We start from the raw sequence: 14,854 nt of genomic DNA, 5'->3' as shown, positions 1-14,854 counted from the left end.
ATCCCCCGCCTTCTTAAAAGAAGGTGATTTAAATGAATAAGTTTACATTCCCATCCGAAGCATCTGCTAAATATGCTCCTACCCCAGCAAACTCTATCCCTTCCATAATCTCTTCCTCTTTTAACCCTAATAAATCTACTGTCATTTGACAAGCTACAAGTTTAATTCCTTGTTCTTTCGCCAAATCAATTAAATCCGGCAAAGGCATTGCGTTATGTTTTTTCATAATGCCTTTAATCATCTTCGGCCCCATGCCAGCAAAATTCATTTTGGATAATCCCATCTTATCGGCACCGCGCGGCATCATCTTCCCAAATACTTTCTCTATAAAAGTCTTCTTTACTTTCACATGCTCATCTTTTCTAAGAGCATTCAACCCCCAAAAAGTATGAAATATAGTCACTTCTTGATCATAAGCCGCTGCACCATTTGCAATAATATAGGCAGCCATCGCTTTATCATAATCTCCGCTAAATAACACGATTGTCGTTTTCTTCTGTTGTTCCATGTTGTTCCTCCTCTAAATTACCTATAGGGGTATTTAACTGTTTATAAAAAGGGTCAAATCTTTTATCTCTATGCTATATGACTTTACCTTCCCAAGCTAACATACCACCTACCATATTGATCGCTTGAAAACCGTAACCTTCTAAAAATTGAACTGCTCTTGCACTTCTTCCTCCCGAGCGACAAACGATAATGTATTCATTATTCTTATCAAGCTCATGCATTCGAAACCCTAGTAAGCCTAACCTAATATGAAGCACGCCTGGAATTTTCCCTTCCCTCACTTCTTCCACTTCACGAACATCAATTACATGTATCTCTTCATTTCGTAACAATCTTTCCTCTACTTCTCTCGCTGTAATTTCTTTCATCTTAATATTCCTTTCCTTACAAAGCGTTCATACCACCTGAAACATTTATAATGCGCTGAAATCCTAATTTCTTTAATACTTTTGCTGCTTGCTTACTTCTCATCCCGCTCTGACAAATAACGATTACTTCCTTATTCTTATTTAATTGATTTGCCTTACTAACTAACTCATTTAGCGGGATATTCTGAAAGCCCTTCATATGGTTCCCTCTATATTCGCCTACTGTACGAACATCGATAAAGTACTTCCCCTGTTTTCCCACTATACTTTTTAATTCTTTTCCATTTATATTTTGAACACCTTTCACCGGTAAGAACCGTGAAATAACAAACCATGCAGCCAATACAACGAAAAGCGTACTTACTATTGTGTTCATATAACTCCCCCTCTACATTTATAAAATTATTTCTTTACTACGCCTTCTTAATCCAAAACTTTAGTACATCGCTTTCTTCTGCATGCTTTACGATGTCATGACCAGTTTTGTTTGCCCACGCTGGAATATCCTTAATTGACCCTTTATCCGTTACATGTACTTCTAACACTTCGCCCGATTGTAAAGTATCCATCGCTCTTTTCGTTCTTACAATTGGCATTGGACATGCTAAATCTTTCGCATCTAAAACTTGTTTTATATTCATCATCTATTCCTCCAATTTGTTATTAATTATGAACTGCACAGCGGTTTGGACCAATCTCCATTTCACGTTCTTCTTCCACACTCGGATGAATTTTCCCCATATTCGTTTGACGAATTTCTTGATAAGCATTCGGCTGAGGTGGTAGATTCTCCGTTACAATTTTGCGAAATTCATTCTCATCTTTCATATTTAATCCTGCATTCACTTCAAACAATTGTTTTAAATTAGCACTCACAACCCCATTTTCATCCATTTCACTTATTTTTGAATAATGAGCTGGTAAAACAATTAACTCTTGAGATAATTCCTTATAGCGCTTATATAATGTATTTCGTAAATCGCTCACCCAATCTTCAGCCTTACCAGCAAGATCTGGACGCCCGATTGAATCTACAAATAAAATATCGCCCGATAATAAATAGGAATTATCTACAATAAATGATGTACTCCCAATCGTATGCCCCGGTGAGTATAGCGCATCAATTTCAATTTTGGTACCCCCCACCGTAATAATAGATCCTTCTACAAGTGGTTCGTATGAGAAAACGACTTCCTCCGCATCTTTTGGAGGTAACCAATACGTACCACCTACTTTTTCAGCTAACTTACGACCGCCAGAAATATGGTCTGCATGTAAATGTGTATCCATTACATTCGTAATAGTAACTCCATGCTCTTTCGCAAACTCCTCATATGATTCAATCGTTCTTACTGCATCAATAACTGCTGCTTCACCGTTAGAAACGACCATATAAGATAAACAGCCTTTTCCAAGACGATTAAATTGATATATACTCCCTCCGCCCTGTACATCTCCTACTTTGAGCGGCTTTACATATTCACTCCAAGCTTTCATACCACCAGCTAAATAGGAAACATCGTTGAAGCCAGCATCCAACAATTGCTCCGCGACAAACTGCGAAGAACCTTCTTTCGCACATACGACTAAAATCTCTTTCTCTCTCGGTAATTCATCTACAATATGGTCTACACCATCTAACAAGTCAAAATAAGGTTTATTAATAGAAGAAACTTGTTTCCCTTCAATTTTCCAATCTTCATAATCCGTCTCATTACGAACATCTAAAATAAACAACTCTCCGAATAAAACTTTCTCTGCAACATCTTTTGCTTGTAACATCTTAATGTCCATTTAATTACCCCCATAGGTATATTTTCGTTTAAAAAATTTTATTTCTCCACATTTCCTTGCCACCCTAACATACCAGGAATGACATTTTTCACATTTGAAAAACCTTTCTCTTTCAACATTTGGCAAGCTACATCACTGCGGTTACCAGTTCGGCAAACAACATAAATTTGCTTCGTCTGATCTAACGATGTACTGTCTAGTTCACCTAGTGGCACCGAAATAGCAGATGGAATATGACCAAAAGCAAATTCTGCTGCTTCACGAACATCTAATACAATGCACTCTTCTCCGTGAGATAATATATCCTGTAATTTCGCATTCGTAATTGTATGAGGATATTTCACAACTTCATTCACTTCATGTTCATGCGCTTTCCTCACATAATGCATCAATATAGCACCCTCGTGTTTCGTCCCGATATATTGATGCCCTATTTTATTCGCCCAACTTTGTATATCTACTGTAGATCCTTTATCTGTTGCCTCAATTTCAATCACTTGCCCTGATGCCAATCCTTCCATCGCCTTCTTCGTCTTTACAATAGGCATCGGACAAGCCAAACCTTTACAATCTAAACTCATATCCACTTTTATACTCATTATCGATTCCTCCATATTTTATATACATATACCTGTAGGGGTATATTAAAACGTTTTTGATAATCTGTCAACACTTATGTTTGACAGATTATCGGCTTTTTACAAGTAATTGAACGGCTTCTTTAATTAACTCTTCATTTGAACCATTGCCACTTTCAAACTGTTCACGTAAACATTGCTCTAAATTTGTTCCAACAACTAATCCAATTGTACGATCTAATGCAGAACGAGATGCCGTTAACTGTGTAATAACCTCTCGGCAATCTTTTCCTTCTTCCATCATACGAAGCACACCGCGCACTTGGCCTTCAATACGTTTTAATCTATTTTTCATATCTTGATTGTATTCCATTCTATAATCACCTCATTACCATTATGTCACTACTTATATCTTATAACAATATACTATACCCTACAGGGTATCTTGTAAACCCCTTAATTTAAAATTTTTAACCTACATGTGAAAAAAGACATAAAGTGAGACTTCTATCCTTATTTTTTGTAGCCTATACAAAACTGAATTTCACGAGCAGCAATCTCCCACCAATTTTTAAAATGGGAGACTCACTGCCTGTAACTATTAAGATAAATTTCAATATACAATACGGTCTGGTAATACTGTCCCGTATAATTTAAAGCCACCATCTACATTCTTTACCTTATATCCTTTTTCCATTAACATGCGCGCTGCAACATACCCTCTCATACCAAGTTGACAAGTAATATATATATCTTTATCTACCGGAACTTCGTCCAAACGATCTCGTAATTCATCTAATGAAATATTAATAGAGCCTTTAATCATTCCCTGTTTTAGTTCATTTGGCTCTCGAACATCAATAAGATATCCACCATTTTCAACAATACGATCTATTTCATACCATTGAATCGTTTCTACAAAACCATCTACTATATTACTTGCCGCATACCCCACCATGTTTACTGGGTCTTTTGCAGAAGAATAGGGCGGAGCATATGATAATTCTAAATCTGGTAAATCGATTACAGTTAAATTTGCCTTCATTGCCGTTGCAATAACATCTATACGCTTATCTACTCCATCACGCCCTAAAGCCTGTGCCCCATAAATTTTTCCGCTTTCTTCATTAAAGATTAATTTTATTAGCACTGGCGTAGCATTCGGATAGTACCCTGCATGAGAATTTGCCTGTACATGTACTACCTCATAGGGTATATTTAATCGTTTTAATATTTTCTCATTTACTCCAGTCGAAGCAACTGTTAAATCAAAAACTTTAGCTACAGAAGTTCCCATCGTACCTTTATATAAAGAATCCGTATGACCATGAATAATATCTGCTAACATGCGACCTTGACGATTAGCTGGCCACGCTAAAGGAATCATCGTTTCTGTTTCTGTAACAAAATCTTTCACTTCAATTGCATCACCAATTGCATATATATGGCGGTCCGATGTTTGGAATTTCTCATTTACCTTTATCGTTCCTCTAACTCCTAGTTCTAATTCTGCATCCTTTGCTAAACTACTCTCTGGTTGCACACCAATTGCTAAAATAATCATATCTGTCTTTATGATTGAACCACTTTTTAAACGTACAACAGTCCCGCCCTCTTCTAAAGCATCTACACCATTTTCAAAAACAAGCTCAACATTGTGATTTTTCATATGCTCATGTACATATGCTGCCATTTCATAATCGATCGGTGGCATCACTTGATTTGCCATCTCTACAAGAGTAACATCAATCCCTCGTTCTCTTAAGTTTTCAACCATTTCAACGCCAATAAATCCGCCACCAATCACCGTCGCATGACGTGGTTTCTTCTCATCCATATACGCTTTTATACGATCTGTATCAGGTACATTTCGTAACGTAAACAGCGCCTTTGCTTCTTCAATACCCGGAATAGGTGGAACAATTGGTTTCGCCCCTGGTGAAAGGATTAACACATCATATTCCTCGTTATATGTTTCATTTGTAGTTACATTCTTTATAGTAATTGTTTTCTCTTCTTTATTAATCTTTACCACTTCACTCAATACACGTATATCTAAATTAAAACGCTTTGACATCTTTTCAACAGTTTGTACTAATAATTTTTGTCTTTCTGTAATGACACCGCCAATATAGTACGGTAATCCACAATTTGCAAATGAAATATATTCACCGCGCTCCACCATAATAATTTCATCTTCTTCACTTAAACGACGAAGCCTTGCAGCTACTGATGCCCCGCCCGCAACTCCGCCTACTACTACAATTTTTCTAGACATATTTCAAACCTCCATATTATTTATTATTCAATTTCCTCATCCATCACACATAAAACCTATACCTGTATGGGTATATAATAAAATATAAAAAATTTAATTTCAATACATATATCTTTCTTTCACAAATTCGAAACAAATAAAAAAGAACCTAGATATCTCCAAGTTCCTTTCTATATGATTAAATCAATGCCTAAAGGCAGCATAGTATGAGTTCTGACTTATTTTTGGCGGCTGAATTTCATTTACGAATGAAATAACCTATCCTTCCATTGTTATAATTCTTATAATCTCTTTGCAAAATTATAATCCATATCTCCACCTAACGCTGCAGCTGTATCACCAGTTTCTCTAAAATCATGTGTATAAATTTTCTCAAATGAACCGAAATCTACTTGTTTATAAAATTCATAACAAGGGAATCCATCATGTTCTCCTTGAATATCGATACTACCATCCCTTTTCACACATACAGTTAATACATAGTCCACAGGAGGGGCATACACATTTAACGGATTACTAGCGCTTGCACTCATTTTGAATTGCACACCGTTAGAACTCCATACAATATGAGTACACACAATATTTTCAGTACTCGCTTTTCCTGTTCTTTTATTCACAGAACCGTCTGGATTAGTAACCTTCTCTGTCGTAATACCCGTATTTGCATATGAAAACACTTCTTCTTTATAAAAATCCACTACAACCTCTTGCTCCACTCTAAAGCGCATAGTATTTACCGCATGTGGTGTAAATTCACGTGAATCACCTTCAAATTGGATTACTTTTCCTGTTTCCATATCCTTCTTAGCTTCCGTCCAAGGCATTGGAATAAATACACTCGCTCTAATTTTTACGATATTAGTCATAAGATACACCTCTATAATTTTATTTTAGATATTGCATAATATTGAGTAAAACAGACCACAATATCGCTCCCATAATAAATAGCTTTCTCTTTTACGTTTACTACTTCCTTCTGAAAAATAGCGCTATATTTATATTTAGATTGTCGTTTTAAAACTATATTCCATTTCTCCAGCTAGTGCTGCTGGGGTATCATCCGTTTCTCTGAAGTCATGTGTATATATGAATTCAAATGAACCAAAATCTATTTGCTTATAAAATTCATAGCAAGGGAAACCATCATGTAAACCTTCAACGTGCACAGTGCCACGTTCATTAACTCGTATAGTCAAAAAATAATCAGCTGCAGGTGCTGCCGCATTTAACGGATTACTTGCACTTGCTCTCATTTCAAATGAAACCTCATCTTCACTCCATACAATATTTGTACATACAATGTTTTCTGTACTTGTTTCTCCTTTTTGATACTCAATTGCGCCATCTGGATTTGTAATTTTCACAGTAACGATACAAGCATCTGCATATGTGAAAATTTCTCTTTTATAAAAATCAATATTCACTTCTTGTTCTAATCTTGAACGCTTTGTATTCACGGCGTATGGTGTAAACTCACGTGCATCTCCAGCATATTCAAAAACTCTTCCCGTTGCAGGATCCTGAATAGGTTTCAGCGAAGCATACGGTGCAAATACACTCCCTCTAATTTTAACGATATTAACCATGTGAAACCTCCATCGATTCTATATTATATAAATCATTATTTGTTCTACCAACATAATATAGTCAATTTGATTGACTATATTATGTATAGTACAATAGGTATTACATATAGTCAACTTAATTGACTACAAATGCGGAGGTTATATATGGATCAAACATTTAACGAGTTAGATCTTACATCGCTTTTATCATTATCATTTAGCACATTAATTACTGAGCTACATGACAAATTAAGTGAATTAGGATTTGAAGATATTAGGCCAGCACACGGTTTTATGTTCAAACGCATCCTTCCTAGTGGAGCAACAGGTATAGAACTAGCTGAATATTTAGGGGTTTCCAAACAAGCTGTAAGTAAAATGGTGGATTCTCTTGAAAACAGTGGTTATGTCACGCGCCAAACGCACCCTACTGATAAAAGAGGTAAAATCATCGTTTTAACCGAACGTGGTTTGTCAGTAATGAAAGCAAAAGAAGAAATAGTAGCTGAAATAGAACAGCGATGGATTGAAAATATAGGTGCGGAACGAATGCAAATGCTTAAAGAAGATTTAACAACATTCGTTACTAAAGAAAATGCAGAGAAATTATCATCAAATATACGACCTGTCTGGTAAACAAAAAACGAATCCATTTTGATTCATCTTCTTCAAAATGGATTCGTTTTTCTATAGCTGTATTAAAAATCATGAATTTTTTTAAATTTTATTCTACTGAATATATTTTTTACGCGTTATATAATTTCATAACTCTCTTCACAACCAACTCCTCAGTATTCTCCTCCGGTGGCATCAATAAATTCGTAACCGGTCCATACACAACAGGGCTTAATTCCACTTCATACCCACCATATGCGAATTCTTCCTTCGTTGGTAAGTAACCAATATATCCATTCTTATATCCCCCAAAGAAAGCTAATTCATTTTGAAGGATCTCTTTCATTTCTAGGGCAGTTTCTGAAAAAGGTTCCATCGGTATGCCAGAGAAAATCCCATCATTAACTTGAAACAGTTGCACTTCTAAATCAATACTTAACCGCCGCATACCTTGCTCATATTTCTCTAAAACGATAGCAAGCCATTCATCCGCATTCACACCCCACTGCTTCTCAGCTAGTTGGGCCATTTTTTGTATCTCATCAATTTCAGGAATATCCTTCAACTTCATTTGCATCGTACTTGAAACTGTCCTTACATTTACAATTGAGCTATATGTAACTGTTGGCAACATCGTTAATACATGTCCACTAAGTGTGTAAGCCATTTGCTTTAACGCTTCCCTTGAACCGCGATACTTCGCATTTACATTACCAGCAGCTCCTTGCACAATAATAACAGGACAGTTTACAATCTTCTCAAGAATCTCCCTCGTTATTCCAGGATAATCCGCGGATAATTCATCACTATTTCCTTTTAAAACATTCGGATGCGCAGTACAAAATACTAAAATCCCAGATAACTCCTTCGTTTCAGCATCTTTTATTGCTAACATGCCAATTCGTTTATCTACAACACCATCTATATTTGTGCCCATCTTTGCTCTTCCATCAGGTGTTCTCTCTCTTCGGTTTACTCCAATATTACCTGTCGTAACACTCCATCCAACTTCACATAGCTTCAAATTGTTATTCGCAGTAACAGCACCGTGTACTACATTATTTACTAAAAGCGTTTTATACGACTGTACTAGCGGATCATCACCGACCGTTTCTGGACCGGAATGCGTATGAGTATAAACAACCGTTATTCGCTCAAATGGCACATGAAGCCTACTTGCTACTTGCTCACGAATAAAATTCGTATCTTCTACTAACATTCCAATATTATCAATACTTATAAACACAGTTTTCATTTCATCTTTTTCAAATACAAAAACTGTCCCATAAATACGCTCTTCAATATTATTTATTCCTGTCTCTCTATGATATCCGACAAAATCAATACCTACAGGTGGCGTAATATCCACCTTACATACCCCTACTTTGCTCATTTGAATCGCTCCATTTCTCTATGTAACTCCCTTTTTTTCAAGAATAGCATATTTAAACTTGTTTCAAATAAAAAAGAACGAACATAGCATTCTATGTCCGTTCTTTCCATCACACATACTTCCGATGCACCATCTTCCCATCATAAGAAAACACAACGCCCTTACTCTCCACAATGGACTCCATATGCACCGTTCTTCCCCATAGCTGATGAAGATAAGGTAATACTTTTTCTAAGTATTTTAAATCGAGCTCAATTCCTTCGTAACTATGTTTAATGTATAATTCTCCGTTCTTTAAGTAGTCTCCATCTTCTACTACTAAGTACGGGAATCCACCATTTGTCCGCATATTTACGAGCTGATCACGTACATGTTCCCATTCTTTATCAATTACTTTATATTCTTTTCCTTGGCGCTGGAATAAGTACATATCTTCTCTCATTACGAGTTCTTTATTTAAGTAGTTTCTTAGGAATGATACGTCCCATTCAATTTCGCGTACTTCAAACATTTTCTCTCGACCAGAACCAGGCTTCACACCACGCCTTTTCATTTCTTCTGTCGGGTTGTTGTAGCGTTCTTCAATATCTTCAAACATTTTAATACCGAGGTAGTATGGGTTAATGCTTGTTTTTGATGGCTGAACGACACCTGCATTTAATTTTGCGAATTCGATTGCTTCATCAGATGTTAAGTCCATTTCACGCAGTATGCGTTGATGCCAGTAGGAAGCCCAGCCCTCGTTCATGATCTTTGTTTCAAGCTGTGGCCAGAAATATAACATTTCCTCACGCATCATCGTTAATATGTCTCGCTGCCAATCTTCAAGCTCACGGCTATATTCTTCAATAAAGAGTAGTAAATCTTTCTCTGGTTGCGGTGGAATCTTCTTCTTTTTGCGTATATTCGATCGTTCCCTCTTTTTATTTCGATCATCTAAATTCCATAAATCATCGTATTGTGATGCTTTTTTCTTTTCCACTTCCTCCTCTTCTAAATCATCAATACTCCATGCAAGTTTCGGACGCATAAGCGACGGATCAATATGCTCTTGAATGGCAAGTACGGCATCTAAAAATGTTTCTACCTCTGCCTTTCCGTACTTATGCTCATACGCTTTCACACGGTCCGCTGTTGCGGCCATACTTTCTACCATATCCCGCTTCGTATTTGAAAAACGAATATTATTTTTGAAGAAGTCACAGTGTGCTAAAACATGCGCTACGATTAATTTGTTTTGGATTAAAGAGTTCGTATCCAATAAAAATGCGTAACATGGATCAGAGTTAATAACGAGTTCGTATATTTTACTAAGTCCTAAATCGTATTGTAATTTCATTCTGAAAAATTGTTTTCCAAAACTCCAATGTGAAAACCTTGTCGGCATCCCATATGCACCAAATGTATAAATAATTTCCGCTGGACATATTTCATAACGCATCGGATAAAAATCAAGCCCAAATCCAGTCGCAATTTCCGTAATTTCCGCAATCGCATATTGCAGTGCTTTATCGTCACTTGCTCTCATTATTTTCCCTCCTTACACTTTCCCTTAAGAAAGTGTATGATGGGGAACAAGCTTTCATGAGGATTGATTGCATAATAAAAAGACACCCCCGTAAAAACGAGAATGTCTCATCTATTAACCTTCAATAATCTCCATCTTCTCCGTAATCGGTGTACGAGCTTTTCCTTCTAGTGCTTTATCGAAATAACCAATATGAAGAATTCCAACGATACGTTGGCCTCTTGTTAAACCGATTCCTTCTATAAATAATGGATTGTAGTTTAATCCGCCTGATTTCCAAACACAGCCTAAGCCGCGTTCCCAAGCAAGCAATTGGAAGTTTTGCATAAATGCGCATGTTGCAGCGTAATCTTCGTCACGCTGAATTTGACGTGGATCTTCATTCATATATACAACGATTTGTGCAGGTGTGCTTAAGAAACGATCAGATAAAATTTTACCGCGTTTCGCTCTTTCTTCTTCTGTGAAAGAGTTTAATACCGCATCTACTAGTTTCTTACGGCCGTCCCCAATGTATAATTTACAATTCCATGGCTCACGGTGTTTATGATTTGGTGCCCACGTTGCATCGTTTAATAGTTCAATTAATAATTCTTTGTCTACTGCTTTATCTGTAAATGTACGAACAGATCGTCTTTCTTTAATAACATTTGCGATGGAAGTATATGTAGTCATATTTTTCTCTCCCTTATTTTTCATCTATATGTATAAGTTTGTTATTGATATTGATTTTCAATTTCGATTATAACCTAGTTTTTCACTATTAATCAATGTTTTATGTTGGAAAACATATAAAAAACTTCTTTTTCTACTGTGAATAAAAAAACTTAGCTTGTTCACAAGTTTTTCACATTTTATGGAAATGATATGTGTAAAGTTTTCTACATTATCCATCTAGGAGGAGTTTACATGTACAAAAAAATCGCAGTAAGTATGACTATGGCCGCATTATTATGCGGGGTATCTACCTTCCCTGCTTCTGCTGCCACGCCAAAAGAAGTTGCAATGCATCATCATAAACCGATTTCAGAAGAAGAAATGCAGTCGCTCGAAAAACTCGGCTATAACAAACATGAAATTTGGAAAGCTGCCCACATTGCAAGAATCAGCAAAAAAGAAACTAAGGACGTTTTAGCTTACTATAAGCAAAATAAATCTTGGGAGAAAACCGCACAACATTTCGGTGTAGATCCAAGTAAGCTTAAAAAGCATCATATGAATAAGGAAACAAAAAAAGCATTACTGCAACAATTAGCAACGATACAAAAATCCACACCAGATGGACTAAAACAAAAAATGAAAGAATATAATATCGGCTTACGTCAGCTCACGGTATTAACAATCATCTCTCAAAAAAGTAATACCCCTCTTGATGATGTACTAAAAATGAAAAAAGATGGGATGGATATTAAACAAATCGCGGAAAAATTAAATGTTAAAAGAGAAGATATACGAGCAGAGATGATTAAATTAGTGAAGTCTATTAAAGAGAAGCAAACAAATTAATACGCAAAAAAGGAAGAGGTATTCACTGCTCTTCCTTTTCTTTACGAACTTTCAACTTTGAAGTATAAATTCCCGTCTTTCCCAAAAACTAACATAAGCAAATGATGTAGTAAGGGGTGAGAAAATGTTTCGTTTATCGTCTAAAAAGAAGAAAAAAACAATCTGTTCCATTCCAGAGTTTATCCTCACTATGAAAGAATCTAGTGATTTCGTTTCTTATAACATCGTAGAAGATGCGACACTATGTTTGTTTTATTATAAATCTACAGCTGAATCACTCCTCATTAATCGATTCATTTTAACACCTATAAAAAGAGAATTAGATCGCATTGAAAATATAAGTGACATAGCAAATATCGTCACACTCGAAGGGATCATTACCAATCCTTCTATTGATGATATTCGTGAAAAATTATTAGTTGGGTATGTACTCATACAGATAAAAAACGATGCTGAAGCAGCAGAATATGCACTTATTCGTGCTGAAAGTTCAGTTTTAGGTACACGATTATATAACGATACCGAAAATGAATATAGTGTAATCGGTCCAAAAGTCGGATTTGTTGAAAATATTGATACAAATACACACTTACTTCGCCGAAATATAGTAACGGAGCAATTGGTTTTCAAAGAAGTTATAGTTGGCTCTATATCAAAAACAAAGGTTATAGTTGCTTACATCGAAGGCATTACAAATGAACAACACATCAATACTGCAATGCAGCGCTTACAAGATGTTGACTTTGATGTTCCTTTTGATGCAACTATGATTGAACAGTTTATTAGCGATAATAGTAACTCCCCCTTCCCTGTTTTACTACCTACAGAGCGGCTAGACCGCTCTGTGTACGCATTACTGAATGGAGGCGTTGTTATTTTAACAGACGGTTCACCTTACGCATTAGCTGGACCAGCGACGTTACTTGATTTCTTCGTCTCGCCAGAAGATTATTATTTACCATGGATAGCAGGCTCATTTCTTCGAATGGTTCGCTTTTTCGGAGCAGCATTCTCGCTATTTTCATCAGCTATTTATACAGCTGTATTAACGTATCACTATCAAATGATTCCTGCGGATTTACTAGGTCCGATTATTTTTTCAAGAGCTAATGTACCCTTTCCGCCCATTTTAGAAGCACTTTTTTTAGAAATCACAATCGAATTGCTCCGTGAAGCTGGAGCACGCTTACCTACAAAAGTTGGACAAACAATCGGCATCGTTGGCGGGATTGTAATTGGCCAAGCATCTGTTCAAGCTGCTTTAACGAGTAACATTTTATTAATTGCAGTTGCTTTATCAGCACTCGCTTCTTTTACAACACCAACTGTAAAAATGTCTTCTACTATCCGGATACTACGATTTCCACTTATCCTTTTAGCTGGTGCATTTGGGGGCTTAGGTCTCATTGTAGGATTCGTACTCATATTAGCTCATTTAATTCGCTTAAAATCACTTGGATCACCTTATTTATTACCTCTATATCCATTTCGCGGTTTAGGGACAGCAGAAGGACTCCTTCGTTTGCCGTTTAGTCAAACTGCTGGACGTGCCTCTTTTCTGAGACCAAAAAAGAAATGGCGCTATGACCCAAACAAAGCGAAAGAAAAACGTGACGGTGAAGAGAAATGAAAAATATTTTATTATGCTTTTCCATTATCATTTTAATTGTTCAATCTGGTTGTACAGAAGCACATATAGTTGATACACAGCGAATGATTCACGTAGGTGGATTCGATATAATGAAAGATAAAAAATTTCGCGGAACCATTTTATATCCCGATTACACAAAGGGCGTACAATCTAAACCAGAAACTCAATCAACTCATGCAGGTACAATTGAAACAATTTCTTCCCTTCTAAACGCCAAATCTCCACATACGATCGCTGTAGGTCAAATGCGTGTTGTCCTATTTGGAAAAGCATTTGGTGAACATGGACTTGGAGATGTTATTAACAACTTACAACGTGATCCTAACATTGGCCGTGATGTGCAGCTAGCACTTGTAGATGGTTCAGCAGAAGAATTACTGAAACATGTCAAAACAAATGGATCACTTTATCTATCTGATTTACTGGAGCAAAATATAAAAAACGAGACAATCCCGCGGACAGCTTTAAATATTTTTTTATATAACTTTTATTCATCAGGATGTGATCCATTTCTTCCTTATATTAAAGTTGATGAAGACAAGTCCGCTTCCATTAAAGGACTCGCTTTTTTAAAAAAAGATAAAGTGGTTATGTACACCGATAAAAAAGGATCTTTTTTATTAAAATTACTTATTAATCCAACGAAAAATGGTCGCTACGAAGTTCCAATACGTCAAGGTAAGCATAAAGGATTGATCGCTACTCAAAACTTATCTGGAAAAAGTGTTTGTTCCCTTTCACAAAACGGTAATATTCCGAAAGTTAACATTCACTTAAAATTAAATGGACTCATAAAAAATGCTCCCGACTGGCTTGATTTATCTAAGAACGAAAATGTAACTTACGTAAAAAAACATGTAGAAAAAACGCTTGAGAAACATTTAAACGAATTAATAAAACAATTCCAAGAAAAAGAAGTTGATCCAATAGGTATACGAGAAGAAATTCGTAGTCATTCAAGAAAATGGACTATAAAACAAATTCAAGAAATGTACCCTAATGTAGACGTTGCTGTTCATGTGCAAATCAATGTCGTGCAATCTGGTATCGGAGAATAGTGAGGTGCTA

At 36.1% G+C, this 14,854-nt stretch carries 17 protein-coding genes; 4 read left to right on the top strand and 13 right to left on the bottom strand.

What is annotated here, in order from left to right:
- Window positions 1-28 precede the first annotated feature (28 nt).
- The 10 genes from JDS95_RS20735 to JDS95_RS20690 form a co-directional block, all read right to left on the bottom strand.
- Entirely contained in the window at window positions 29-508 is a 480-nt protein-coding gene (locus JDS95_RS20735) for a DsrE/DsrF/DrsH-like family protein (RefSeq protein ID WP_016716529.1), read from the bottom strand.
- A gap of 73 nt (window positions 509-581) precedes the next feature.
- Window positions 582-878, bottom strand: coding sequence for a rhodanese-like domain-containing protein (locus JDS95_RS20730; protein WP_199690764.1), 297 nt, complete (start codon window positions 876-878; stop codon window positions 582-584).
- 16 nt (window positions 879-894) lie between these two features.
- Complete coding sequence (locus tag JDS95_RS20725) at window positions 895-1,254, bottom strand: rhodanese-like domain-containing protein (RefSeq protein ID WP_001092541.1); 360 nt, start codon at window positions 1,252-1,254, stop codon at window positions 895-897.
- 37 nt (window positions 1,255-1,291) lie between these two features.
- Window positions 1,292-1,522: a sulfurtransferase TusA family protein gene (locus JDS95_RS20720; protein ID WP_002038023.1), complete on the bottom strand. Its 231-nt coding sequence runs from the start codon at window positions 1,520-1,522 to the stop codon at window positions 1,292-1,294.
- 19 nt (window positions 1,523-1,541) lie between these two features.
- Window positions 1,542-2,672, bottom strand: coding sequence for an MBL fold metallo-hydrolase (locus JDS95_RS20715; RefSeq protein ID WP_185777252.1), 1,131 nt, complete (start codon window positions 2,670-2,672; stop codon window positions 1,542-1,544).
- Window positions 2,673-2,710: 38 nt separating this feature from the next.
- Window positions 2,711-3,286: a sulfurtransferase TusA family protein gene (locus tag JDS95_RS20710; RefSeq protein ID WP_199690763.1), complete on the bottom strand. Its 576-nt coding sequence runs from the start codon at window positions 3,284-3,286 to the stop codon at window positions 2,711-2,713.
- A gap of 73 nt (window positions 3,287-3,359) precedes the next feature.
- A complete protein-coding gene (locus tag JDS95_RS20705; RefSeq protein WP_000456206.1) occupies window positions 3,360-3,623 on the bottom strand; it encodes a metal-sensitive transcriptional regulator in 264 nt (87 codons plus the stop codon).
- A 240-nt stretch (window positions 3,624-3,863) separates the two neighbouring features.
- A complete protein-coding gene (gene cdr / locus JDS95_RS20700; RefSeq protein WP_199690762.1) occupies window positions 3,864-5,528 on the bottom strand; it encodes a CoA-disulfide reductase in 1,665 nt (554 codons plus the stop codon).
- A gap of 281 nt (window positions 5,529-5,809) precedes the next feature.
- Window positions 5,810-6,394 carry a DUF3238 domain-containing protein gene (locus JDS95_RS20695; RefSeq protein ID WP_199690761.1) on the bottom strand — a complete coding sequence of 195 codons (585 nt, stop codon included), beginning with the start codon at window positions 6,392-6,394 and terminating at the stop codon, window positions 5,810-5,812.
- A gap of 135 nt (window positions 6,395-6,529) precedes the next feature.
- Complete coding sequence (locus JDS95_RS20690; protein WP_199690760.1) at window positions 6,530-7,114, bottom strand: DUF3238 domain-containing protein; 585 nt, start codon at window positions 7,112-7,114, stop codon at window positions 6,530-6,532.
- Between the two features lie 144 nt (window positions 7,115-7,258).
- Here JDS95_RS20690 and JDS95_RS20685 point away from each other — a divergent pair, with 144 nt between their 5' ends.
- Window positions 7,259-7,729: a MarR family winged helix-turn-helix transcriptional regulator gene (locus JDS95_RS20685; protein ID WP_000372895.1), complete on the top strand. Its 471-nt coding sequence runs from the start codon at window positions 7,259-7,261 to the stop codon at window positions 7,727-7,729.
- 109 nt (window positions 7,730-7,838) lie between these two features.
- Here JDS95_RS20685 and JDS95_RS20680 read toward each other — a convergent pair whose 3' ends face one another.
- From JDS95_RS20680 to JDS95_RS20670, 3 genes are all read right to left on the bottom strand, one after another.
- Window positions 7,839-9,101, bottom strand: coding sequence for a neutral/alkaline non-lysosomal ceramidase N-terminal domain-containing protein (locus JDS95_RS20680; protein WP_199690759.1), 1,263 nt, complete (start codon window positions 9,099-9,101; stop codon window positions 7,839-7,841).
- 109 nt (window positions 9,102-9,210) lie between these two features.
- Window positions 9,211-10,629: a stage V sporulation protein SpoVR gene (gene spoVR / locus JDS95_RS20675; protein ID WP_001202697.1), complete on the bottom strand. Its 1,419-nt coding sequence runs from the start codon at window positions 10,627-10,629 to the stop codon at window positions 9,211-9,213.
- 114 nt (window positions 10,630-10,743) lie between these two features.
- A complete protein-coding gene (locus JDS95_RS20670) occupies window positions 10,744-11,304 on the bottom strand; it encodes a nitroreductase family protein (protein WP_144466907.1) in 561 nt (186 codons plus the stop codon).
- Between the two features lie 234 nt (window positions 11,305-11,538).
- Between JDS95_RS20670 and JDS95_RS20665 the strand changes: the two genes are divergently transcribed.
- From JDS95_RS20665 to gerYC, 3 genes are all read left to right on the top strand, one after another.
- The gene (locus tag JDS95_RS20665) at window positions 11,539-12,135 is read left to right on the top strand and encodes a hypothetical protein (protein WP_000276985.1); all 597 of its coding nucleotides are present in this window, start codon (window positions 11,539-11,541) and stop codon (window positions 12,133-12,135) included.
- A gap of 124 nt (window positions 12,136-12,259) precedes the next feature.
- On the top strand, window positions 12,260-13,765 hold the full coding sequence (locus tag JDS95_RS20660; protein WP_144466906.1) for a spore germination protein: 1,506 nt from the start codon (window positions 12,260-12,262) through the stop codon (window positions 13,763-13,765).
- Window positions 13,762-14,844: a spore germination protein GerYC gene (gene gerYC, locus JDS95_RS20655; RefSeq protein ID WP_085450154.1), complete on the top strand. Its 1,083-nt coding sequence runs from the start codon at window positions 13,762-13,764 to the stop codon at window positions 14,842-14,844. The genes JDS95_RS20660 and gerYC overlap by 4 nt, the downstream gene beginning before the upstream one ends.
- Window positions 14,845-14,854: the final 10 nt, after the last annotated feature.

The sequence above is a fragment of the Bacillus cereus group sp. N24 genome (assembly GCF_016483345.1).
In the GTDB taxonomy this organism is placed as follows: domain Bacteria; phylum Bacillota; class Bacilli; order Bacillales; family Bacillaceae_G; genus Bacillus_A; species Bacillus_A toyonensis.
This window is presented reverse-complemented; position numbering and strand designations above follow the sequence as displayed.